At 35.5% G+C, this 24,040-nt stretch carries 19 protein-coding genes; 9 read left to right on the top strand and 10 right to left on the bottom strand.

All coding sequences use genetic code 11. From position 1 onward, the window contains the following. Positions 1-88: 88 nt before the first annotated feature. Complete coding sequence (gene rseP, locus ACM55K_RS01665) at positions 89-1,432, bottom strand: RIP metalloprotease RseP (protein ID WP_416848490.1); 1,344 nt, start codon at positions 1,430-1,432, stop codon at positions 89-91. Positions 1,433-1,629: 197 nt separating this feature from the next. On the opposite strand from rseP, the gene ACM55K_RS01660 reads away from it, so the two are divergent. The 6 genes from ACM55K_RS01660 (at position 1,630) to ACM55K_RS01635 (ending at position 10,824) form a co-directional block, all read left to right on the top strand. After that, a complete protein-coding gene (locus ACM55K_RS01660; RefSeq protein WP_416848489.1) occupies positions 1,630-2,700 on the top strand; it encodes an NADH:flavin oxidoreductase/NADH oxidase in 1,071 nt (356 codons plus the stop codon). 230 nt (positions 2,701-2,930) lie between these two features. Continuing rightward, positions 2,931-3,971 carry a Gfo/Idh/MocA family oxidoreductase gene (locus ACM55K_RS01655; protein ID WP_416848488.1) on the top strand — a complete coding sequence of 347 codons (1,041 nt, stop codon included), beginning with the start codon at positions 2,931-2,933 and terminating at the stop codon, positions 3,969-3,971. A 245-nt stretch (positions 3,972-4,216) separates the two neighbouring features. Continuing rightward, entirely contained in the window at positions 4,217-5,431 is a 1,215-nt protein-coding gene (locus ACM55K_RS01650) for an MFS transporter (RefSeq protein WP_416848487.1), read from the top strand. A 497-nt stretch (positions 5,432-5,928) separates the two neighbouring features. Continuing rightward, positions 5,929-8,766, top strand: a complete 2,838-nt coding sequence (locus tag ACM55K_RS01645; RefSeq protein ID WP_416848486.1) for a carboxypeptidase-like regulatory domain-containing protein — start codon at positions 5,929-5,931, stop codon at positions 8,764-8,766. 162 nt (positions 8,767-8,928) lie between these two features. Continuing rightward, entirely contained in the window at positions 8,929-10,281 is a 1,353-nt protein-coding gene (locus ACM55K_RS01640; RefSeq protein ID WP_416848485.1) for a DUF5689 domain-containing protein, read from the top strand. 81 nt (positions 10,282-10,362) lie between these two features. Further along, entirely contained in the window at positions 10,363-10,824 is a 462-nt protein-coding gene (locus ACM55K_RS01635) for an FKBP-type peptidyl-prolyl cis-trans isomerase (RefSeq protein ID WP_416848484.1), read from the top strand. A 105-nt stretch (positions 10,825-10,929) separates the two neighbouring features. Here the strand turns inward: ACM55K_RS01635 and ACM55K_RS01630 are convergent, their stop codons facing one another. Continuing rightward, positions 10,930-13,047 carry a glycoside hydrolase family 97 protein gene (locus tag ACM55K_RS01630; protein WP_416848483.1) on the bottom strand — a complete coding sequence of 706 codons (2,118 nt, stop codon included), beginning with the start codon at positions 13,045-13,047 and terminating at the stop codon, positions 10,930-10,932. Between the two features lie 324 nt (positions 13,048-13,371). Next, positions 13,372-15,018, bottom strand: coding sequence for a DUF6377 domain-containing protein (locus ACM55K_RS01625; RefSeq protein WP_416848482.1), 1,647 nt, complete (start codon positions 15,016-15,018; stop codon positions 13,372-13,374). Between the two features lie 265 nt (positions 15,019-15,283). Here ACM55K_RS01625 and hflX point away from each other — a divergent pair, with 265 nt between their 5' ends. After that, positions 15,284-16,531: a GTPase HflX gene (gene hflX, locus ACM55K_RS01620; protein WP_416848480.1), complete on the top strand. Its 1,248-nt coding sequence runs from the start codon at positions 15,284-15,286 to the stop codon at positions 16,529-16,531. Positions 16,532-16,939: 408 nt separating this feature from the next. After that, positions 16,940-17,536 (top strand): hypothetical protein, encoded by a 597-nt coding sequence (locus ACM55K_RS01615; RefSeq protein ID WP_416848479.1) that lies wholly within the window; start codon positions 16,940-16,942, stop codon positions 17,534-17,536. 262 nt (positions 17,537-17,798) lie between these two features. On the opposite strand, the gene ACM55K_RS01610 is transcribed toward ACM55K_RS01615, so the two are convergent. The 7 genes from ACM55K_RS01610 to ACM55K_RS01580 form a co-directional block, all read right to left on the bottom strand. Continuing rightward, positions 17,799-18,335 carry a nuclear transport factor 2 family protein gene (locus ACM55K_RS01610; RefSeq protein ID WP_416848478.1) on the bottom strand — a complete coding sequence of 179 codons (537 nt, stop codon included), beginning with the start codon at positions 18,333-18,335 and terminating at the stop codon, positions 17,799-17,801. A gap of 171 nt (positions 18,336-18,506) precedes the next feature. Further along, positions 18,507-19,352, bottom strand: a complete 846-nt coding sequence (locus ACM55K_RS01605; protein WP_416848477.1) for a DUF3078 domain-containing protein — start codon at positions 19,350-19,352, stop codon at positions 18,507-18,509. A 50-nt stretch (positions 19,353-19,402) separates the two neighbouring features. Continuing rightward, positions 19,403-19,915 (bottom strand): DUF2480 family protein, encoded by a 513-nt coding sequence (locus tag ACM55K_RS01600; RefSeq protein WP_416848476.1) that lies wholly within the window; start codon positions 19,913-19,915, stop codon positions 19,403-19,405. A gap of 67 nt (positions 19,916-19,982) precedes the next feature. Further along, a complete protein-coding gene (locus ACM55K_RS01595; protein ID WP_035669120.1) occupies positions 19,983-20,309 on the bottom strand; it encodes an SUF system Fe-S cluster assembly protein in 327 nt (108 codons plus the stop codon). 6 nt (positions 20,310-20,315) lie between these two features. Next, positions 20,316-20,735: a SufE family protein gene (locus ACM55K_RS01590; RefSeq protein ID WP_416848474.1), complete on the bottom strand. Its 420-nt coding sequence runs from the start codon at positions 20,733-20,735 to the stop codon at positions 20,316-20,318. Between the two features lie 23 nt (positions 20,736-20,758). Further along, the gene (locus ACM55K_RS01585) at positions 20,759-21,193 is read right to left on the bottom strand and encodes a hypothetical protein (RefSeq protein ID WP_416848473.1); all 435 of its coding nucleotides are present in this window, start codon (positions 21,191-21,193) and stop codon (positions 20,759-20,761) included. A 12-nt stretch (positions 21,194-21,205) separates the two neighbouring features. Further along, entirely contained in the window at positions 21,206-22,420 is a 1,215-nt protein-coding gene (locus ACM55K_RS01580; RefSeq protein ID WP_416848472.1) for an aminotransferase class V-fold PLP-dependent enzyme, read from the bottom strand. A 252-nt stretch (positions 22,421-22,672) separates the two neighbouring features. Here ACM55K_RS01580 and ACM55K_RS01575 point away from each other — a divergent pair, with 252 nt between their 5' ends. After that, entirely contained in the window at positions 22,673-24,019 is a 1,347-nt protein-coding gene (locus ACM55K_RS01575; RefSeq protein WP_416848471.1) for a serine hydrolase domain-containing protein, read from the top strand. Positions 24,020-24,040 lie beyond the last annotated feature (21 nt).

The raw sequence follows: 24,040 nt of genomic DNA, 5'->3' as shown, positions 1-24,040 counted from the left end.
AGTGAAGTGTGTTTCACTTGTAAAGCGGTGCAAAGATAGGGCTTAATTTGATTTCTGCAAGCAAAAATAAAACTTTTTTTAATTTTTTTTACTTCCCAAGAATTGCCTTGTAAATGTCGTTTCCATTAGCAAATAGTAACAGTGTTATAAGTAATACGAAACCAACCATTTGTGCATTCTCTAAGAATTTATCACTTGGTTTTTTACCACTAACAATTTCATATAATAAAAACATTACATGGCCACCATCAAGTGCCGGAATAGGCAATAAGTTCATTACACCAAGCATAATTGATAACAAAGCGGTAATCGTCCAGAAAACTTCCCAACTCCAAGTATTAGGGAAAATGTCAAATATGGCTTTAAAACCACCTACTTGTTTGTAAGCACCGGTACTTGGACTGAAAATCATTTTCAGCTGTTTTCCGTACCCTACTAATTGGTCTTTTCCTTTTGTTAATCCTACAGGAATAGATTCTAATAGACCAAATTCCTGCTTGCTAATTTTGTAATAGCCGAGTTTTTCTAAAGATTCCATTCCTAAACCGCCAATTTGTACCCCTAGTTTTCCATCTTTAGAAACCATAACAGGAACTTGTACTTCGTTTTGATTTCTTAAAACAGTGGCGTTAATGGTTTTGTTTTTATTGTTTTCTAAAACTGTTTTGGCTTCATCAAAGTATTTTGTTTTTTGACCATTAAGAGCAATAACAATATCTTTTGGTTGTAAAGCAGTATTTTTAGAATCTGCAGCAACAGCCCCAATTACAAATGGCATTCTAATAGATACTAATGGTGCTTTTTCGTGTTTTGATAATTGATCCACAAAATCATTTGGTATTGTGATAGACTGCTCAATTCCATTTCTTTCAATAAGGATATGTTTCCCCATTACTACTTTAGCATTGATGCCATTATCAAAACGTTCTACTTTTTCACCATCGATAGAAATGATTCTGTCACCCGTTTTGAAACCTGCATTTTGCATGGCTTTATTTTCGATCAAAAGACCGTCTTTCAAATCTGAGTTAGCAATATAGGTTTCGCCATAAGCAAATGCCATTCCGATATAAATAATGAAAGCCAAAATGAAATTCACGGTAACACCACCAAGCATAATAATTAAACGTTGCCAAGCTGGTTTAGAACGAAATTCCCATGGCTGAGGTGGCAAAGCCATTTGCTCTTTGTCCATGCTTTCGTCAATCATTCCGGAAATTTTCACATAACCACCCAAAGGCAACCAACCGATACCGTATTCAGTTTCGCCAATTTTCTTTTTTAGAAGGGAATATTTAACGTCAAAAAATAAGTAAAATTTTTCGACTCTGGTTTTAAACAATTTTGCAGGAATAAAATGTCCTAATTCGTGAAGTATAATAAGTAATGATAAGCTCAATAAAAATTGAGAAAGCTTGATAACTATGTCCATTTTTTAATTTTAGTTCTTTTACAACTTACAAAAGTAAGGTTTTCTATTTGTTTAATTTACAAATATTGTTCCATACCGTTTTAAATGTTTGTTAATTAATTAAATTTCAATTTTTCCTTTCGGTTATGTCCCGTAACTTTACTTTTCTGAAACGGTTTTTCCGTTGACTTCATTTAAAATTTATTAAAATATATCGTATGTCTTCAAAATTATTTTCTTCACTTCTAATAAAAAACACCACGTTTAAAAATAGAATTATTATTTCCCCAATGTGCCAATATTCAGCAACAGATGGGTTTGCTAATGATTGGCATCTCGTGCATCTGGGCAGTCGTGCCAGTGGCGGAGCAGGATTAATTATTCAGGAAGCGACTGCAGTTTCTCCCGAAGGTAGAATTTCCCCAGGGGATTTGGGACTTTGGAAAGACGAACAAATCGAAAAAATGCAAGTAATTAATCGTTTTATTGTGAGTCAAAATTCAATTCCAGGAATCCAATTGGCGCATGCCGGAAGAAAAGCCAGTGCGGCTGCGCCTTGGGAAGGAGGCAGAAAAGTAGACCAAACCCAAGGCGGTTGGGATACTTTAGCGCCAAGCGCTGTCGCCTATCATGATAATGAAAAAACGCCTATCCCATTAGACAAAACGGGAATCGAAAAAGTAATTTCCGACTTTAAAGCGAGTGCCAAAAGAGCCGTTCAAGCAGGTTTTCAAGTACTGGAAATTCATGGGGCTCATGGGTATTTATTGCATCAGTTTCTTTCGCCTTTGTCTAATTTACGTACCGATGAATATGGAGGAAGCTTCGAGAACCGAATCCGTTTTACGCTGGATATTGTGGAAGCGGTACAATCGGAATGGCCGCAAAACTTGCCTTTATTCTTTAGAATTTCTGCGACTGATTGGGCGGAAGGAGGTTGGAACATCGAAGAATCAGTACAGCTTTCGAAAATATTAAAAGAAAAAGGAGTGGATTTAATCGATGTTTCTTCGGGAGGATTAGTTTCACACCAACGAATTACTTTGGGACCCAATTACCAAGTTCCTTTTGCAGAAAGAATAAAAAAAGAAACTGGAATACTGACAGGAGCCGTAGGATTAATTACAACATCCGGTCAAGCAGAAGAAATTATTGCATCCGGAAAAGCGGATTTAGTATTGTTCGCAAGAGAATCCCTTAGAAACCCCAATTTAGGATTGACTTTCGCCCAGGAACTTCAGGCGGATGTTCAATGGCCAAAACAATACGAAAGAGCAAAAATTAAATAATCACACATTTTATCTTTAAAAACACGAAGTTTTTTATGTCAAACCGAGCGCAGTCGAGATTCTTTTTAATATTTAAATCGAACAAAAAGGTTCGAATGGGTATCAAGAACCAATCTTCAATGAACTTACATTTCTTATATGTTTTAAAATTTAACGGCATAAGGACATAAGTTCCCATGATTTTTAAGGTTAAAAGTTATAAATTCGTGTTCGACTAAAAAAAACAGCACATGCAAAAAATAAGAACAGCTTTACTTTCCTACGGAATGTCAGGAAAAGTATTCCACGCTCCATTTATATCATTTCATAAAGGATTTGAACTGATTGGTTCATGGGAAAGAAGTAAAAAATTGATACGCGAGGATTACCCATCGGTTAAAAGTTATGCCACCATGGAGGCTTTACTAGAAGATGATGTCGATTTGGTGATTGTAAATACGCCGGTGGATACCCATTATGAATATGCCAAAAAAGTATTGCTTGCGGGAAAACATGCCATTGTTGAAAAAGCATTTACCACAACCGTTGCCCAAGCGCAGGAATTAGCTGCTTTGGCAAAAGAAAGAGGAGTAAAGCTGGCCGTTTTCCAAAACAGAAGATGGGACAGCGATTTCAAAACGGTGCAGAAAATTATTTTGGAGAAAAAATTGGGAGAAATAGTGGAAGCCGAATTCCATTTTGATCGTTACAATCCGCTTTTGAGTCCAAAATCACACAAAGAAACTGTTAATTCCGGCGCAGGAATTCTAAAGGATTTAGGTCCGCATTTAATTGATCAGGCCTTGTGTTTATTTGGTTTGCCTGAATCTGTTTTTGCTGATATCAGAATTACGAGAGAACATTCTTTGGTAGATGATTATATAGATATTTTGTTGTACTATCCTGATTTCCGTGTGCGCTTAAAAGCGGGATTTTTTGTTCGAGAAGCCGTTCCTGCATTTATTATTCACGGAAAAAAAGGTTCTTTCCTGAAACCGCGTGGCGATGTACAGGAAGATGATTTGAAACTTGGAAAAAAACCAAATTTAGACACTTGGGGAAAAGAACCTAAGAGTAAAGAAGGTTTGCTTCATACCGAGATTCATACTGATGTATTAATGGAAAATATACCAACACTTCAAGGTAATTATTACGATTATTTTGATGGTGTTTACAATTCCATTTCAAATGATACACCTGAGCCGGTAACCGCTCAGGATGGCGTTCATGTCATGCAAATTATTGAAGCCGCAATACAAAGTAACGCCCAAAAGCGAGTAATTGATTTGTAATTTAGAATGATTGTTCATTGAAAATTTTGCCACGAATTATACGAAAAAACACGAATTTCTTTTGTTTCCAAATATAAATTCATGAAAAATCAGAAAAATTTGTGGCGAATAACTTCTAAATACGAATGCTTTTTTAGTTTAATTTATAAACAATAACGATATATTCCTTGGTTAATGTGTTGTTTCGACATAATGAATGATTGCTTTTCGTACTTTTGACCTAAGAAATTCTAAAACTCATTCTTTTGATAGATTTAAACTTTTTAGGCAGATTCAAAGCGAAGGGAAAATACAAAAAAACGTATAAAGACGCTAAGGTTTCTTATTTGAACAGAATTCGTTGGGCAGTGTCCATGTTTTATTTTGGCTTGGGTTTGTGTTTTGCCACTTGGGCAAGCCGAATCCCGGATATCAAAACGGCATTACACCTTAGTGAAGGTGATCTAGGAACCATTTTATTTGCCGTTCCGGTAGGACAGTTAGCCATGATGCCCTTTTCAGGAAAATTGGTTACTCGTTTTGGCAGCCATCGCATTCTCCCTTATTCTATTATAATGTATGCCTTTAGTTTGACCACTTTAGGACTAGCCCAAAACGCTTGGCAACTCGGTCTTGGATTATTGTTCTTTGGAATTTTCGCAAACTTAACGAACATATCCGTAAATACGCAGGGAGTATACACTGAAGGACTTTTTAAAAGAACCATCATGTCCTCTTTTCATGGGATGTGGAGCTTAGCTGGATTTACAGGGGCTTTAGTCGGCTTGGGAATGTTGTCACTGGAACTCAATACCTATACACATTTTCTGATCGTTGCTGGAATCGCAGTCTTGTTAATGGCTTTTAATTTCAAATTCTTAATTAAAGCCAAAGAAACCATCCAAACCGAAAAGAAAAAAGGATTCAGAAAACCGGATAGTTCCCTAATTATGCTAGGAGTCATTGGGTTTTGTTGTATGGCCAGCGAAGGTGTTATGTTTGATTGGAGCGGTGTTTATTTCAAAGATATTGTCAAAGCGCCTGGACCGTTAGTAATTTTAGGCTATACTTCTTTTATGATTATGATGGCAAGTGGCCGTTTTTTCGGAGATGGTTTAACTCAAAAATTTGGACGAAAAACAGTAATGCAAATTAGTGGTTGTATGATTTCTATTGGCTTATTTACTGCCGTATTCTTCCCATTCATCATTCCGTCAACAATCGCTTTTATGTTTGTAGGATTGGGAGTTTCCACTATTATACCAACCCTTTATAGCATTGCTGGCAAGCATCCAACGATCCCAACAGGCGAAGCCTTAACAGCTGTTTCCAGCGTAAGTTTCCTTGGGTTTTTAATGGGGCCACCCATAATTGGTTACATAGCCGAGGCATTTGGATTGCGATTTTCATTCGCTTTCATTGGTATTTTCGGATTTTTCATTGCACTAATGGTTTCCAGAATCAAGGCAATTCAAGACTAGTTTTTTTAGGAGCACAACATCCCGTTTTTATAAGAATACACGCACCCGCTGTACGCAGTATCTTTTTCTCGTAAAAAACGAGAGAAAGGATACTTGCTGCCATCAGGGCTATTCATTGCGTTTTTAATTTCGTACAATACTTTCAGATTACAGTAGTTTGAAAAAAAAATATAAGATTTTTTCTATAAAAAATAACAACTTAATAGTTTTTTTCTTATTTTTAACATTATAAATTTAAATAGCTTGTTATTTAAATTTCTAATACCACACTTTTCAGCAGAATTTTATAGGGTCTCAAAATACCACTTTCCAAAAACAATTTTTTTCATTTTCTGATTCTTTATTCTATTTAAGGACAATCATACAGTGTTCAGAAAAATCATCTTTATCCGTAATGTTGATTTTCAAAGAACTGTATTTTATTAAGTCGAAATAGAATAATGAATTTTTATTCATTGGCCTATTCTAATTCGCTTATAAAAGACCTCAATACGCTTATGAAAAAAATTACCCTTATTGTCTTGTTTTTTGTTTCAATACCTTTTGTTTTTGCACAACAAGAAACAGGGATTTCTGGAAAAGTTATGGATTCCAAAACGCAGCAACCATTGCCTTATGTTGTGGTTACCATTCAGAATACGAATTTAATGCAGCTGACAACAGTTGATGGAAAATTTAGATTTGATACTGTTTCAGCAGGCGAACAACTGGTTTTATTTCATAGTCAGGGCTACAAAGACGCCTTATTTCCAGTTGAAATCATAGCGGGGCAAATACTCGATTTAGACACAATAGTATTAGAAGAAGACCAAACGTCAGAACAGCAAACCGGTTTAATAGCACTTTCAGAAAGTGATTTGAGCGATGATAACAGCGGCTCCGAAAGCACTTCCGGGCTTTTGCAATCCTCCAAAGATGCTTTTCAGCAAGCGGCCGCCTTCAATTGGGGACAAGCTCGTTTTAGGATTCGGGGATTGGATAGCGAACATTCCACGATGATGATTAATAGTGTTTCCATGAATAAATTGTACGATGGCAGACCGCAATGGGGCGATTGGGGCGGACTGAACGATGCGCTTCGAAATCAGGAGTTTTCCATAGGAACTGCTCCTTCCGATTATACTTTTGGCGGAATATTAGGCACTCAGGAAATCAATACGCGCGCTTCCATTTACAGACCCGGCACCCGCATTTCATTTTCTGGAACCAATACTAATTACAGTTGGCGCATGATGGGAACGTATGCTTCCGGAATGAATGCACAAGGTTGGGCATTTGTGGTTTCGGCAGGAAAGCGATGGGCACAGGAAGGCTATTTTGAAGGGACAAATTACGACGCCAATTCCGCGTTTATAAGTGTGGAGAAAAAACTGAACGACAATCATTCCTTAAACGTTACGGCTTTTTATACGCCAAATTCCCGAGGAAAAAATTCACCAAATACCACCGAAGTTACCCAATTGACAAACGGAAAATACAATTCCTATTGGGGTTTTCAAGATGGGAATAAGAGAAATGCAAGAATGAAAACCATCGAAGAACCGATTGTGATGCTGAACCATTTTTTTAAGATAAACGATCATACAAATTTGAATTCTAGCTTGATGTATCAGTTTGGAAAAATTGGAAACAGCAACATCGATTATCAAAATGCGAATAGTCCGGATCCGACCTATTATAGAAAACTGCCCAGTTATTACAGTTCGCATTACGATTCAGATAATGGGGAATTTTCAGGTGAATTTACGCCGGATTTATTGAATGCGGAGAAAAGCAAAGACCAGTTTTTAGCCAATCAGCAAATCGATTGGAACGGGATGTACCAAGCCAATCAAAACCCAATTATTAACGCAAACGGAATAATTGCGGGTTATGAGCCAACCAAAAGCAAGTATGTTTTATATGAAGACCGCACCGATGATAAGACAATCGTGGCGACTTCTACATTCAATACACAGCTCACGGAAAATGTTATTTTGAATGCAGGTGGATCTTTCAAAAACTTGAAATCACACAATTATCAGAAACTTTTGGATTTATTGGGCGGTACTTATTTTGAAGACATTGACGGGTTTTATAACGGAAACCAATCGCAATCAGACTTAAATAATCCAAACCGGCAAGTGGTTGTTGGCGATGCATACGGATACAATTATAATTATGTTGCCAATACGCTCGATGCCTTTACACAATTCAAATTCTCGTACAATAAAGTGGATTTTTATCTGGCTCAAAGTTTCTCAAGTACCAATTATCAAAGAGAAGGTTTGTATAAAAACGGAATTTACGAAACCAATTCCTTTGGAAAAAGTGAGAAAGCAACATTCGAAAATTTTGGTTTTAAAGGCGGACTAACGTACAAAATATCTGGTAGACAATTGTTGATTTTTAACGGAGCGCATTTGACAAAAGCCCCAACAATCAGGAATACATTTCCCAATTCTCGATTAAATAATAGGATTGTTGATAATTTGGAAAGTGAAAACATCAGCAGTTTGGACGCGAGTTACAGCTATCGTTCTCCAAGATTCAAAGCGAGACTTACCGCTTTTTATACGTTGATAAAAGACGCCACACAAACGTCATTCTTTTACGCTGAAGGAATTTTTGACGATGGTGCGGGATATAGCAACACCAGCGCATTTGTGAGTCAGACGCTAACCCATTTGAACAAGAAAAATATGGGCACCGAATTAAGTCTGGAATACCAAATAAACTCAACGTTGAAAACTACTTTTTCGGCTGCTTTTGGAGAATATAACTATGACAGTAATCCAAATGTAATGGTGACAAACGATGCCGAGGCTTCAATAGAAAATACGAATCCTGTTTTTGATTTTGGAACCGCAGCATTGAAAAACTACAAACAACCCGGTTCACCGCAACAAGCTTATTCATTGGGAATTGAATATCGGGATCCTAAGTTTTGGTGGGTTGGGGTAAATCTAAATTATTTAACAAATAGTTATATCGATGTTTCTCCCATTGCCAGAACAGATCACTTTTTTATTAATCCCGCCAGTGGATTTCCCTTTCCGGAAGCCACAGAAGAAAGAGGCAAGGAATTATTGCAACAGGAAAAATTTGATCCAACAACATTGTTAAACATAGTTGGCGGAAAATCATGGCGTATTTATGGTAAGTATGTAGGTCTTTTTGCCAGCATCAATAACGTGTTCGATGTTACTTATAAAACGGGCGGTTATGAACAAGCCAGAAATGCCAATTTCAGGCAACGCAATCAGGATATTTCCAGTGGAACACCATCATTTGGCAACAAATATTTTTACGGTTATGGAAGAACCTATTTCGTAAATCTTTCCATTAATCTATAGATAAAAACATATTACGCAATGAACGGAACAATTAATATATTCCAAAATTTATACTTCTTATACGGTTCAAAAAACGACTAAAATAGTTCCGCCATATGAGAAATATAAGGACATGTAAGCAGATATTTTAGACAAATCATTTTTAACAATAAATAGTCATTTATGAAACCAATTTTCAATTTCCTGTTTTTTTCTATAGCAATCGCCGTTCTTTTTACAAGTTGTGTAAATGATACCGTTGCAATTCCTAAATTAAGTTGTACCCAACCGGATTTAACCGTAAACCGAACTGTTGTTGAAGTTCGGGAAAATGCCAATGCAATCGTGACACAATATTCTTATGACGACATCATAGAGGCTTATGTAGTTTCCAGTGATGAATCGGGTAATTTTTTCAAGTCTATTTCCTTTCAAACTTTGGCGACAGCCACAACACCGGCGATAGGATTTAGTGTTCCTGTGGATGCAACAAACTTGTATATTGATTACAGATTAGGCAATAAAGTATATTTAAAACTAAAAGACCAATACACTGATATTTTATTTGGTGGCATGAGAATAGGAAGCATTTTTGTGAATTCTTATAATGAAGGCGGAGTGGGGCGGCTTTCCCAAAATGACTATAAAAAGGTACTGAATGCTTCTTGTACAACCGTGAAGGAGGAAGTTCTTGTAAAAACAATTTCAATGGAAGATTTATTAAATGATTCTAATTTGAATACTTTGGTTGAATTATCCGATGTTCAGTTTACGGCTGCTGCCATTGGTCGCCATTATTTTGAAGAAACCAATAATGTGGGTGGTGCAACCAATTGGGGTTTAATGGATAAATTAGGAAATCAAGTGTATTTTAGAACCAGTAGTTTTGCTGATTTTTCCAGTAATTTGGTTCCGAACGGGAGCGGAAAAGTAAGAGGGATTTTAACAAAATATGGAACGGATTACCAACTGTTACCGCGCTCCGAGAAAGATGTTGTGATGACAGGAAACAGAGCAGCTCCTTTTTTCTCTCAAGATTTTGAAGCGGTTATTGATAAATCAAATTTAAGCCTTCCGGGATGGGCAAATATTGTTCAAAAGGGAGCGCTTTCCTGGAAAGGGACGGTATATTCCGGGAATGGTTATGCCGAATTTAATATTTCAGGCGCAAAGGTAGTTTCGAATGTGGCTTGGTTGATTTCTCCAAAAATTGACATGGACAAGCACGCCAATGAGGTCTTGACTTTTAGAGCTGCCCAACATCATTTAGACGTTGATTCCCAATTGAATTCTTTGGAAGTTTATGTTTCCACTAATTTTGACGGATTGAATGTGGCTACCGCGACTTGGATTCCGGTTTTGGCGAAATTACCAAAACAAGCCACCCCTTGGTATCAATTTATAGGGAGCGGTGCAATAGATTTATCTTCTTACAAAGGCAAAATAAATATAGCTTTCAAATATACGGGTTCCGGTAGAAATTTGTCCTTGGACGGTGCTTTTCAAGTGGATGATGTACAGGTTTATGGAAATTAATATTGATCACATCGTAGTGAAAAACTTAATTTATATAGCTTGTATTTTATATATTTGCAACCTTACAAATTAAATTAAATTATGAAATCTATTTTATTAGCATTAGTTTCTATACTATTTGTTTCTTGCTTGTCAGATGCTGGAACATCTAAACCTGTTGATTATACAGTTCAAAATGAAAAACAAATTGTTGATTATATAGCCAAAAATCATTTAACTGCTACAAGAACCGATTCAGGGTTGTATTATGTGATTAATGAGCCTGGTACTGGAGGGCAGCCCACTGCTGCCTCTAATGTAAAGGTAGCTTATAAAGGCTATTTTACCAATGGATCTGTATTTGATCAAAGTAGTGCCGAAGGTATTTCGTTTGGATTACAACAAGTCATAAAAGGTTGGACCGAAGGCATCCCTTATTTTAAAGAAGGAGGTAACGGTATACTTTTGGTACCTGCTCACTTAGGCTATGGAAGTAATGATTACAGTACTATTCCTGGAGGTTCCGTACTTATTTTTGAAGTTAAACTTATTGCAATAAATTAGAATTTATTGCTGAGGTTTTTTACCAAAGAATGCACGATCTGTTTTTTCTTTAACAATAAAACCAAAATAAAAAGGCTGTCTTTTTGGACAGCCTTTTGTATTCAATTATTTTTTGGTTTCAACTATACTGATGGCATAACCTCCGCCTGGAGCACTGAACTGTGCCAGTTTTGATTTGTTGGTTACATTCATTTTACGAATTGTATAGGCTTGTGGATTTGTTTTATAATGTGCGTCCTTGGCATCTGCATAAATTGTGGCTACATACGTTTTTCCTTTTTCCAAGAAATCAAATTTGATAGCTGAAGTACGAGGAGTTTCTCCGTTTACATTACCAATGAACCAATTATTAGTCACTTTTGCTTTACGCGCAACAGTAACATATTGACCTGGTTCCGCTTCAAGGTATTTACTGTCTGTCCAATCTACCGCTACATCTTTGATAAACTGAAAGGCATCAGCAAATCGATCATAATTTTCAGGAAAATCGGCTGCCATTTGCAACGGACTGTACATCGTTACGTATAAAGCCAGCTGATTCGCAATTGTACTGTTCACATGTGATTTATTATCAGGATTGATTTTGCTTAAATCCATTTCAAAAATACCCGGAGTATAATCCATAGGTCCTCCCACTAAACGGGTAAAAGGTAATACTGTTACGTGGTTTGGTTTAGATCCTCCAAAAGCTTGATATTCGGTTCCTCTTGCGGCTTCGTTACCAATTAAATTTGGATACGTTCTACAAATACCTGTTGGACGAATAGCTTCGTGCGCATTGAGCATGATTTTATACTCGGCTGCTTTTTCGACAGCATATTGATAATGATTGACAATCCATTGGCTGTAATGATTTTCACCTCTTGGCAAAATATCACCTACATAACCACTTTTCACGGCATCATACCCATTGTCTTTCATAAACTGATAGGCTTTGTCCATATGACGCTCGTAGTTGCGAACAGATCCAGAAGTTTCATGGTGCATAATCATCTTAATTCCTTTTGATTTTGCATATTCATGCAAGCCTTTAACATCAAAATCCGGATAAGGAGTTAAAAAATCAAAAACATAATCTTTTGAATGTCCAAACCAGTCTTCCCAACCTTCATTCCAACCTTCGACCAATACTGCATCAAAACCGTTTTTGGCTGCAAAATCGATATATTTTTTCACATTGGTGTTATTTGCACCGTGTTTGCCATTTGGTTTTGCTTTTGCAAAATCAGTAACACCAAGTTGTACCGTTGGAAATTCATCGGTGTAAGCCCATGAGCTTTTTCCAGTAATCATTTCCCACCAAACACCCACATATTTAACTGGTTTTATCCATGAAGTATCTTCGATTTTACAAGGGTCATTCAGGTTTAATGTCATTTTTGAAGCCAGAATTTCTCTTGCGTCATCACTAACGATTATGGTACGCCAAGGCGAATTGCTTGGAGCTTGCATATATCCTTTATCTCCTTTTGCATCTGGTGTCAACCAGGATTCGAAGACCATGTTTTTATCATCCAGATTCAAATGCATACAAGAATAATTGATTAAGGCTGCTTCATGTAAATTGATATACAATCCATCGCCTGTTTTTAGCATTAGCGAAGTCTGAACTCCTGTGGTAGAAAAAGACTTTTGAGAAACATTTGCAGTAGTTGCTTTTTCAGTAAGTCCTCTAATTTCAGACAATTTTGAGGTAGTATAATCATATTCTTGGGTATCATAATCACCAGGGATCCAAAAAGCGGTATGATCTCCTGTCATTGCAAATTGGGTTCTTTCTTCTTTGATTACAAAATAAGTAAGGTTTTTTTGCGAAGGAAACTCATAACGGAATCCAAGACCATCGTCAAACAAACGAAAACGAATAACAATTTGTCTGTCGGTTTCTTTTTGATTTAAGGTTACTGCCAATTCGTTATAATGATTGCGAATTGAGGCAACTTCTCCCCAAACTGGTTTCCAGTTTTCATCAAAAGTGGATGTCTTAGTATCAATAACAGTAAAATCATTTAACAATGACTTTTTATCATTTTTTAGCTCAAGACCTAATTTACTTGGTTTTACAACTGCTTTGCCTTTGTAATTTAAACTGTAACTTGGAGTTCCGTCATTTTGTAAGGAGAACTCCATTACAAATTTTCCATTTGGTGATTTTAACTGCTGTGCATTTACAGTGTTAAAAAAAGCGAGCCAAAGTAAGGCTGTAAAAAGAAAATGTTTCATTTTTTAAAATAGATTTAATAATTAATTTTTTCAGGTTTGGTAATAGAAGGTAATCAACATGAATTTCACGAAATCGATTTATTGAAAAAGACAAAGTTTTAATCCCAATTCCGAAATTCGAGAAAGTAAAAGTAAACGCTTTATGCGCTACATATTTTTATCATTCTAAAAAAGTAGATTAAACTTTCATTTTAAACATCTAATATACTGTTTAAAAGTTTGTTATGTAAATTTATTGTTAAAAAAAAGTGGTAGATTTATAATAAAAAAAAGGCCTTCAAGATTGTTTCAACCCTGAAGACCTCCTTTAAAAATAGAATTTTTCTACTTTAAATTAGTTCCTATTCGCATTACTTTTGCTTCAAATTCCTCACGTGGACCCGCTGCTTTGTTTTTGAGTTGTGAACGGTAATTGTAAATCGTGGATACCGAATACCGAAGGAATATTGAAATTTTTGCGCTGTCCTTTATGCCCAAACGGATGAGTGCAAAGATTCTTAATTCGGTATTCAGGAGTTCGCCTTCCTTCAATTGTGTTGCTTCGTCATCAACTAGCAACGCTTTAAACTCTTCGATAAAATTAGGAAAGAGTTGCAAGAACGTTTTGTCGAAAGTAGTATAAAACGCTGCGAGCTCCTTTTCGACAAACTGCTTTGATTTTACGGCACTTATCAGGTCATTCATTTTCCCTGTAGTGACCATTACATTCAATTTTCGGCGGTATTCGTCTAACTTGCCAATGTAGTCTGAACACTGGTCCATGTAACGCCCAATGTATATTTCCTTCAAAAGATTGGCTTCGGTCAGCGTATAATTCGTCTCATTCAATTTCTCATTGAAAGTATTTAATTCGGTATTCAGTTCAGAAAGCTTGGTGTTGGCCAAACTTAAATCCTGTTTTGCTTTGGACAATTTTTTCATTTGCTTAAAAAGTAAAAAAAGCACCGCCAACAAGAACACCGATAGTATACTGGCACTTATCAAAAACAGAATTAATTGGAGCCGGTTGGTTTCATTTTGTTTTTGATACGCCTCGTTTATGATGGGCAGCATCTTAGAGATTTCATACGTTCGTAAGCGCGCATTGCAAAAAAGGGCATCTTCAAGGGAACGTTTTATATACTTATAAGCGCGGTCAATATCTCCGTTTTCATACATTAGAAAAGCCAAAGAACGCAACGAAATATATTCCTTTTTGGCCAACTGCAAATCAGAAATAGCAGAAATTGTCAACCATTTTTGCTCCTGTAAATGGTCTTTTTTTGCGCGATACGCCTGCGAAATAATATAGGCAATAACAGCTTTGTCAGGACTATTAGGAGCAATATTCGGAAAATAATTTTGCAATAAATGCAGCGTTTCATTGCGTTTTCTAGCTTCAAGAAGCGTGCTGGACTTCGCCATAATATAAGCACTTGATTGCGTTGGATAAAAATTTAAGGAGGAATCACGGTATTTTTTTGTCAGTAAAACATACTTTTCTTTTTCCTGAGGTGAAGCCGCATAATCAGACATATATCCATAAACTACGCTATTCACGGTAAAATAATATCCTTTTAGGTCGGGAGTTGTATTGATGTTGATTGTATTAAGGATGTCGGTCGCTTCCTTGTACATTCCTAATGTTCCCATGATGGAAGCCAGATTTAATTGGGCATCATTTAGTTTTCGGGCATCCTTTAATTTTTCGGCTATTTGAAAACTCTTTCGGGCATAAATCAATGCCGAGTCCGACTGATACAATTTATATTCAGCATACAATTTTCCGTAAATGGCATATTTTTGAAGATCAGCCGAAGTGTATTGCAACAGTCCTTTGAGTTTGTTTATCTCATTTTCTTTTTTATTCGAATACAATTGGTAATCAGCTACTGTTTGATCCAATTCATCCAATAGCGAATCAAAATTATTTTGCCCAAAAAGAAGAACGGGAAATAGCGATGCAATAATTAATATGAGAAATCGATTCATTCAAATGGGATTAAATTCCTGTAAAAATAATTAAAAATCAAAGTAACTCCTAAAGTAAGCTGGGCAAAGACAGGAGAGTTGTTTTTTAGCCGCGAATTTTCACGAATTTTTTAAAAATTAAAAACTATTTCGTGGTAAAAATTTTCTTTAGTCTAATTTCCGGCTTGACCAAAAAACTATCATTATTCACGCCTTCTAGTTTTTTATAAACACAGAACTCCATAAGTCCCTGACAAATCATTAAATTTGTAGCTTATTCAAAGACATGTTAGAAAAAGAAGTAATAAATTTCGAAAAAACGGCTATAGTTGGTGTTATAACTCAAAATCAAAGTGAAGAGAAACTAAACGAATATCTTGACGAATTAGAGTTTTTGACCTTTACCGCTGGGGGCCAAGTGGTGAAACGTTTTTCGCAAAAAATGGAACGCCCAAATCCTAAGACTTTTGTAGGAACAGGAAAAATAGAGGAAATCAATCTTTTTGTAAAAGAAAATGACATTTCGACTTTGGTATTTGATGATGAATTATCCCCTTCACAGCAAAAAAATATATCTAAAATTATCGATTGTAAAATTCTGGATAGAACGCATCTTATCCTTGATATTTTTGCGCAACGCGCCGAAACTTCGTATGCCAGAACGCAAGTAGAATTGGCGCAATGCCAATATTTATTACCAAGACTTTCCGGAATGTGGACGCACCTTGAACGTCAAAAAGGGGGAATTGGAATGCGTGGACCTGGGGAAACGGAGATTGAAACCGACAGACGTATTGTTCGTGACCGAATTGCGTTATTGAAAGAGAAAATAAAAACCATCGACAAGCAAATGGGCGTACAACGCGGTAATCGTGGTGCTATGGTTCGTGTGGCTTTAGTAGGTTATACTAATGTTGGGAAATCAACCTTGATGAATGCTGTTGGAAAAAGTGATGTTTTTGTAGAAAATAAACTTTTTGCGACTTTGGATACCACCGTTCGAAAAGTAGTGATCAAAAACTTGCCTTTCTTGCTTTCTGATACCGTAGGATTTATTCGGAAATTACCGACACAACTGGTAGATTCTTTCAAAAGCACACTGGATGAGGTTCGTGAAGCTGATTTGTTATTGCATGTAGTTGATATTTCGCATCCTGAATTTGAAGATCATATCGCATCGGTAAATCAAACTTTATTGGACATCAAAGCCAATGATAAACCGGTAATTATGGTTTTTAATAAAATTGATGCCTACAAACCGCTGACTATAGATGAAGATGATTTGATGACCGAAAAAACACCAAGACATTTCACTTTGGAAGAATGGAAATCGACTTGGATGAGTCGAGTAGGCGAGCAAAATGCCTTGTTTATTTCGGCAACAAACAAAGAAAATTTCGAGGAATTCAGAGAACGCGTTTACGAAGCCGTAAGACAAATTCACATCACCCGTTTTCCGTACAATAAGTTTTTATATCCCGATTATAAAGACGCTGTGGAGAAAGAAGAAAAAGAAGAAGAGGAAATCGAATAATTTTCTCTAAAACAGATATAAACCAATCCCTTTTGACATTTCAATTGGGATTTTTTTTTGGGCATGTCCCAGCTTCCACGATGTTACAGCTGCGTCAGGCTATACGTTACAATCTCCCGAAGAAAAATCGGGAGGATTTTCACTGCTATCCTTCATGCGGGCTCTTGTGGATATAATTGCTGTTCCGGGTTTTTAGACTATTTGCAAGAAAAAATTAATATATTTGAAAATAAATAAAGTCTGACCTTTATCATACATATCTACCTAAAATTGGGTGGCTTTGTATGATTTTGTCATACATATATACAAGTTAGCTGACATATTATGAAAATAGCTCTAACAATCATATTATCAATAATTTCACAACTTTGCTTGGGACAAAATTGTAGTTGTAAAACTCGACCAGAATTGAATGAAATTATTTCTTGCGAAAAAACTATTTTCAAAAATGGTGCTAAAATATATAGAGAATTTACTTGTGATTCTTCTTGGGTTGTATTTGAAAGTAAAAGCAAGAAAAAGAAAATACTTTTTTCAATAGATGATAAAGAATTAATTGAATACACTGGAAAATTAGGGTTTGCTGAATGGGTAGAATACAAGAATTCATTTCTCGTAGAATATCACACAATTTCGGGATGTTGTGATCCTTATGAATATATATTATTTGACAAAAATAGCGGAAAAAAAATTGCCAATATTGGAAGACAAATATTCGTTAGCGAAAATAACAAATATCCTTATTTCGTAACTATAGATAAAGACAAATCAAACTTCTTGAATTTTCTAAATTTAGAAACCAATAAAATTTTTAAAATCGATTTACCGAAAGGGAGAATTGAAAAGACTTTGAAAATTACAAATGGTCATTTTTCAGAAACTTTATTTGAGGATGGGGAAATTAAAAATGGTTTTTTTGAAATTAAATATAAATACAAGAAAACTGAAAAAGATAAATGGTTATTTGGAAAAGTGACAGTTGATTTAAAAAAATACACCAGCTAACAACTACTCCTATGTAAAGCATCGTAAAGTTATTCACAACTTTTGAGAGGGTTATATGTTGGTTATTTTTCGAGTATAAAAATTCCGTTCCAACGGCTTGTTAAAAAACCTACTTAAATTAAGAGACAAATTATAGCGTTTGCAACGCGGATGGCTTATACAGGTTAAACGCATTAAATGTATCCCATAAAAAACGGCACCCTAAAAGAGTGCCGTTTTTTATGGGATACATTCTGAATTCTGCAAACGGGGACTTAAAAAACTATTTCTTCGGTGGCATTGCTTCCATGATAGGCACTCGGTCGAGATATTGGTCGACCATATCAATTTTATCCTCTGAATTAAAATGATACGTAGAATGAATCCATTGTGTCATACTCTTGCCACCTTTGTATTTTGCGGTGGTTTTGTACCAGCCAAGAAGCCAGATGCCATCCATCGGAATGTTACCTTTCTCATTTACTTTGACCGGCAACCAAATTTCTTTTTCAAAAGTGATGGTTTCAATAACGTTACCTCTTCGGTCTCTCCAGTATTTTTCGATGGCTGGTTTTCCTACTAGACTGTCTCCGCTATTCCAGTAATACTTGGCATCTTCGGCGAAGCTGTCTGTCCAGGAATCCATGTCATTTTTGGATAAATCCGCTAACATTTTTTTTCCGATTTCGGAATATTTGCTGTCGGCAAATTCTGTTGGAGGTGGGGGTGTTTCAGAAGTTGACAATGCTTTCGGTGTAACTTCTTTTTTGCATGCTACAAAAAGGGTCGCACACAGGACGATTAAAATTAATTTTTTCATAAGGTGAAGTTTTAAAATAATAGTGTTAGTTTAAAATGCTTACCATTATGTCTTAGTAGGTTAAATAGGAGAATAAATATACTAAAAAAGAGAGTACGTTTGCGATTTTTGTTAATAAATATTTAATTTAAGTTACTGATTATCAATAAATAGCGGCTAAAAAGGGGGTTTTTAAAAACCGTAATTAACTCCTAATCCAAATACTTCTCTTACTTGTACCGCTTTGATTGTATTGTCATCATATATTCCTTGTAAAGCTAAATTTGCCGTTATGTATTTGTTAATTCTCATAAGAATATTGATTTGGTAATCAATATCAATATTTTGTGGTTTGTCTAAATAATTAGAATATAAATTTAGTCTGTTTTCAATAGAAATGTTTGTCATTATATTAAATTTATAATAACCTGAAATACTGGCGCCAAATTCAAAACGGGAACTGTCTCCTTGCAATACACCAAAAGAAGGGCCGAAATCAGTAAAATGTTTGTGTACTAAAATTAATTTTGCGGTCGCAGGAGAAAAATTAACGCTTAAATTATTACTTTTTTTCCACCAAATTCCAGGTCCAAATTGAATATAAGCGGGCGAAAAGAAATGAGAAATATTATTGCGGTCTTTATCATAACCAACATCCATTTGTGTTTTGAAATTGAAAAACAAAGAGTAATACCAATCTCCTTTGGCTTTCTTACCCCAAAGCGAATTCAATTCTAACCGGTCATCTGTTTTTGATATTTTTGAACCGGTTACTTTGGTTAATCCATAAGCGGCTATGAATTTATTATCCCAAATTACGTCCCCTTTTTTATAATTGAAATCATAATTCAGACCAAAATTCCCCGCAAGGTTTGAAGTTCCACCGCCCAACCATTTACTGTTGAAAGCAGTTTGATTAAAAAGCAAAGAAATATTCCCTTTTTTTGTCCAAAGTTTTATAGTGTCATTTGAAGTTTCCTGAGCATTAATGAAATTCACAACTAGGAGCAACACTAAAGAAAACACTATCTTTTTCATGGCTTTAGATTTAAATTCTACTTTAAAAGTACAAAATAAACATAAATAAACTACTCTTTTTTATGTGCTTTATATAATGGAACGGCTGAACATGCTTCGCCATACATAATACTTCGTGCAAAAGGCTGTAAATAATGGGCTGCCAATACATAAGCTCGCATCGGAACCGGTTTCCGGGAACACCCTTTTATAATAACGGGCTTATTTTCATAAACTGAATAATCAATTTTAGTCAATAATTCTTCATAAAGCGAAGCGTCTAAATCCTCTAAATTTCCATTGATGATTTTCTTTGCAAATGGTGCTAATTGAATGGCAACCAAAATAGAAGCCCAAGCAGGAACAATAGCATCGGTACTACAATTAATGGCTACGTACTGATCTTGATATTGTGACCAATCGTGATTTTTTAGCTGCTCTCTAAAGTCTTTTTCTTTCAATAAAAAACCTTCCAAAAGCCATTGCGAAATATCTATTTGCGCACGAATTCCTTTTGGATAATAATCTTCGAGATCGAAAACTTCCAAAACACTATTCGCAACTTTATTTATTATTTCTTCCATTTTTGAAAAGTTTAAAGGTTTAAAGTTTAAAGTTGCTCAACCTTAAACTTTAAACCTTGAACAAATTTTACAACATTCCTAATTCTAATTTTGCTTCTTCGCTCATTAAATCTTTGCTCCACGGCGGATCAAAAGTAATTTCTACTTCAGCATCTTTTACATTAGTAATTGATTTTACTTTTTCTTCTACTTCTCTTGGTAAGCTTTCTGCAACAGGGCAGTTTGGAGAAGTAAGCGTCATCAGGATTTTTACTTCATAATCCGTATTGACCATTACATCATAAATCAATCCTAATTCGTAAATATCTACAGGAATCTCAGGATCGTAAATAGTCTTTAATATTTTTACGATTGATTCTCCTAATTCGGCAGTGTCTATAATTGTTTCTTCCATTTTTATTTAGTTTTGCGTGTTGAATGCCAAAGCATACATTTTTATATTTTTTATCATGGATACCAATCCATTGGCGCGTGTAGGCGATAAATGTTCTTTCAAACCTATTTCATCAATAAAACTCATGTCGGCTTCCAGAATATCGGAGGCTTTTTGATTCGAAAAAGTGCGAATTAATATGGCGATAATTCCTTTTGTCAAAATGGCATCACTATCGGCAGTGAAAACAATTTTATCGTCTTTTTTTTCTCCCTGCAACCACACTTTCGACTGGCAACCTTTAATCAAATTGTTTTCTGTTTTGAATTCTTCTTTGATTAAAGGAAGATTTTTTCCTAATTCGATGATGTATTCATAACGTTCCATCCAGTCGTCAAACATTGAGAATTCATCAACTATTTCTTCTTGTATGTCTTTAATGTTCATAGTATGCTGAATTTATTTCAGTATTATTTTGTTTTAGCAAATGAAGTTATTTTGTTTACTAACTTCTTAATTTCTTTTGGTGGAAAACCATGATCAAAACCAGTCGTTTCATAGGTTTTGTCTTTGTAGGTGATTTTCAAATTGGCAATAGCCGCACCGTCATAAAACCGTTTTTCAGTTGGTGCTTTTAATTTTGCTAAATTATCCAATTTCACGCTTTTAAAAAATTCCACTAATTCTTTCCAGTCAGCATCAGTTATTTTTGTTGGTACTGGTTTGTCGTTTCCACTTCTATCTTTTGAGACCGTTACCATCTGATTCTTCACTGTTATTTTTTGATAAGAACCTCTGGTATTGGCAACATATTCAACTACAGCAGTTTCAATATCCTGTTTTTTTTGGGCTTCACACCCTTTTCCAAGAAAAATAGTGAGGAACAAAATAGATAGTATTTTCATGTTTTTAAATTTTTAAGACAACATGAGTTGCGCTTTTTTTATAGCTTCAACCATAATGTCAATTTCTTCTTTGGTATTATAAAAAGCGAATGAAGCTCGTATCGTTCCTGGTATACAAAAGAAATTCATTATCGGTTGTGCACAATGATGACCGGTTCGTACGGCTATTCCTAATTTGTCAATTATCGTACCAATATCATACGGATGAATTCCTGCAATATTAAATGAAATTACGGAAGTTTTTTCGGCTGATGTGCCAAAAATTTTCAATCCTTCAATTTCCAATAAGCGCTGTGTCCCATAGGCCAACAGCTCTTTTTCCTGTTTTTGAATGTTTTCGAAACCAACCTCATTCAAATAATCAATGGCAGTTCCCAGAACAATACCGCCTGCAATATCAGGTGTTCCGGCTTCAAATTTATGTGGCAAATCAGCATATGTCGTTTTCTCGAAAGTCACTTCCTTAATCATTTCGCCCCCACCTTGATATGGCGGTAGTTTATTCAGCCAAGCTTCTTTTCCGTATAAAATTCCAGTTCCTGTTGGACCACACATTTTATGTCCCGAAAAAGCATAAAAATCACAATCCAGTTCCTGAACATCGGGTTTTAAATGAGGAACGGCTTGCGCGCCGTCAATTAAAATCGCTGCTCCAACTTCATGTGCTTTGTCAATCATGTATTTAATTGGATTGACTGTTCCCAATGCATTCGAAATATGATTTACGGTAACTATTTTAGTTTTATTCGAAAGTAATTTGTCATATTCGGACATGATCAATTCACCACCCTCATTCATAGGAATTACTCGCAAAGTCGCTCCAGTTTTCTCGCATAACATTTGCCAAGGCACAATATTACTGTGGTGTTCCAATGCCGAAACTACAACTTCATCGCCCGGTTTTAAAATCGAAGCAAATCCATTGGAAACCAAATTAATTCCATGTGTTGTTCCTGAAGTAAAAAGCACTTCATGAGCGAATTTTGCGTTGATGTGATTTTGAATTTTGCCACGGGAAGCTTCGTAGGCATCGGTTGCTAATTGACTCAAAGTGTGAACACCACGATGAATATTGGCATTAATTTCCTGATAATATTTTGAAATCGCATCAATGACAACTTGTGGTTTTTGCGAAGTAGCTCCGTTATCGAAATAAACTAACGGCTTTCCGTTTACTTTCTGGGTGAGGATTGGGAAGTCGGCTCTGATTTTATTTATATCTAACATTTTATCTGCTTGTTTTTTATTGTTTTTTATTGGTCAGATAGAACGCCAATATTTAACATTTTTTAGATAACCCAATTTGCTATTGGTGTTTTATTATTTAGAATTTTTCTAAATACAAAAGTAATAAAAACTAAATTGTTTTAGCCATGAATTCACCAATTTACTTCTGTTAATTTCAGTGTTTTATTAAAATTAAAATCTTGAATTCTTGGCTAAAAATAATTATATTGCATTGTTTTACAATTAGCTACCATGAAAAAATTCTTCAAGATTGTTGGTTTTACCTCTTTTGTAGGAATCTTTTATTTTGGGTTCACTACCTATCCAAAACTGGATTTGATTTCTGGCTTTTCAGCCAAAAGCATCGCTTCGGGACATTTTATTGATAATCGTTCCCAGGAAATGATTGAGAAAGGTGACAATGATATCGATTTGATTGATTTGGCCAAGAACAAAATTGAGGATATCGGACAATATGCTGCCGCTTCAGTTTATGGTTTGAAAGAGCGAAAAGCGATTTACCGGGAAGGTTTGGGAGTGACTTTAATCAATGAAGATTTTGATGTTACGAAACCGTATTTGGTTCCCAAAAGAACAAAAATTAACAACAATTTGACTTTTCCTTATGGCAATAACGAACCAAAAGACACAATTTTTAGTAATGTTGATTACGCCAAATTAAATTTGGCTGTCGCCAATGCTTTCGATAAAAAAGGTGAAATTAAGAAAAGGACACGTTCCGTTTTAGTGATTTATAAAGATAAAATCATTGCCGAAAAATATGATACAGGTTTCGATAAAAACAGTAAATTGTTAGGATGGTCGATGACTAAAAGTATCACAAGCGCGTTATTTGGAATTCTTCAAAAACAAGGAAAATACAATATTTACAAACCGGCTCCCATTAAGGAATGGCAAAATGATGAACGAAAAACCATTACTACCAGTGATTTGCTCCACATGAATTCCGGTTTGGAATGGGAAGAGAAATATGATAAAATTAGTGATGTCACAAAAATGCTTTTTGAGGCCGAAGATATGTCACGCATTCAACTGGAGAAACCTGCTGTATTCAAACCGAATACACATTGGAATTATTCTTCTGGAACGACGAATTTGCTTTCCGGGATTTTGAGACAACAGTTCAAAACGCATCAGGAATATTTAGATTTCTGGTATTCCGCATTGATTGATAAAATAGGGATGAACTCGATGGTTGTAGAAACGGATATGGTAGGAAATTATGTGGGTTCGTCTTATGGTTGGGCAACTACAAGGGATTGGTCAAAATTTGGGTTGTTGTATTTGCACCAAGGCAATTGGAATGGCGAACAAATTTTAGACAGAAGTTGGGTGAAATATACAGCGACTCCTACGAATACTTCAAACGGAAGATATGGCGGACACTTTTGGCTCAATGCCGGAGGAAGATTTCCCGATGCTCCAAGAGATATGTATTATTGCAGCGGTTTTCAAGGTCAGATGGTGGCGATTATTCCATCACTTGATTTAGTGATTGTACGTATGGGTTTGAAAAGAGACCCTGAATTTGATTTTAATGAAATGTTGAGTGGGATTGTGGGGAGTTTGCAAAAATAAAAAAACCCTTTCAGAGTTTTA

The organism is Flavobacterium arabinosi, assembly GCF_048158725.1.
Taxonomy (GTDB): domain Bacteria; phylum Bacteroidota; class Bacteroidia; order Flavobacteriales; family Flavobacteriaceae; genus Flavobacterium; species Flavobacterium arabinosi.
Note: the sequence above shows the minus strand (reverse complement) of the source record. Positions and strands in the feature narration are given on the sequence as shown.

Excerpts from the sequence above, each read along its gene's own strand:
- rseP (WP_416848490.1), bottom strand. The coding sequence starts at position 1,432 with ATGGACATAGTTATCAAGCTTTCTCAATTTTTATTGAGCTTATCATTA.
- ACM55K_RS01660 (WP_416848489.1), top strand. The coding sequence starts at position 1,630 with ATGTCTTCAAAATTATTTTCTTCACTTCTAATAAAAAACACCACGTTT.
- ACM55K_RS01655 (WP_416848488.1), top strand. The coding sequence starts at position 2,931 with ATGCAAAAAATAAGAACAGCTTTACTTTCCTACGGAATGTCAGGAAAA.
- ACM55K_RS01645 (WP_416848486.1), top strand. The coding sequence starts at position 5,929 with ATGAAAAAAATTACCCTTATTGTCTTGTTTTTTGTTTCAATACCTTTT.
- ACM55K_RS01640 (WP_416848485.1), top strand. The coding sequence starts at position 8,929 with ATGAAACCAATTTTCAATTTCCTGTTTTTTTCTATAGCAATCGCCGTT.
- ACM55K_RS01635 (WP_416848484.1), top strand. The coding sequence starts at position 10,363 with ATGAAATCTATTTTATTAGCATTAGTTTCTATACTATTTGTTTCTTGC.
- ACM55K_RS01630 (WP_416848483.1), bottom strand. The coding sequence starts at position 13,047 with ATGAAACATTTTCTTTTTACAGCCTTACTTTGGCTCGCTTTTTTTAAC.
- ACM55K_RS01625 (WP_416848482.1), bottom strand. The coding sequence starts at position 15,018 with ATGAATCGATTTCTCATATTAATTATTGCATCGCTATTTCCCGTTCTT.
- hflX (WP_416848480.1), top strand. The coding sequence starts at position 15,284 with ATGTTAGAAAAAGAAGTAATAAATTTCGAAAAAACGGCTATAGTTGGT.
- ACM55K_RS01610 (WP_416848478.1), bottom strand. The coding sequence starts at position 18,335 with ATGAAAAAATTAATTTTAATCGTCCTGTGTGCGACCCTTTTTGTAGCA.
- ACM55K_RS01605 (WP_416848477.1), bottom strand. The coding sequence starts at position 19,352 with ATGAAAAAGATAGTGTTTTCTTTAGTGTTGCTCCTAGTTGTGAATTTC.
- ACM55K_RS01600 (WP_416848476.1), bottom strand. The coding sequence starts at position 19,915 with ATGGAAGAAATAATAAATAAAGTTGCGAATAGTGTTTTGGAAGTTTTC.
- ACM55K_RS01595 (WP_035669120.1), bottom strand. The coding sequence starts at position 20,309 with ATGGAAGAAACAATTATAGACACTGCCGAATTAGGAGAATCAATCGTA.
- ACM55K_RS01590 (WP_416848474.1), bottom strand. The coding sequence starts at position 20,735 with ATGAACATTAAAGACATACAAGAAGAAATAGTTGATGAATTCTCAATG.
- ACM55K_RS01585 (WP_416848473.1), bottom strand. The coding sequence starts at position 21,193 with ATGAAAATACTATCTATTTTGTTCCTCACTATTTTTCTTGGAAAAGGG.
- ACM55K_RS01580 (WP_416848472.1), bottom strand. The coding sequence starts at position 22,420 with ATGTTAGATATAAATAAAATCAGAGCCGACTTCCCAATCCTCACCCAG.
- ACM55K_RS01575 (WP_416848471.1), top strand. The coding sequence starts at position 22,673 with ATGAAAAAATTCTTCAAGATTGTTGGTTTTACCTCTTTTGTAGGAATC.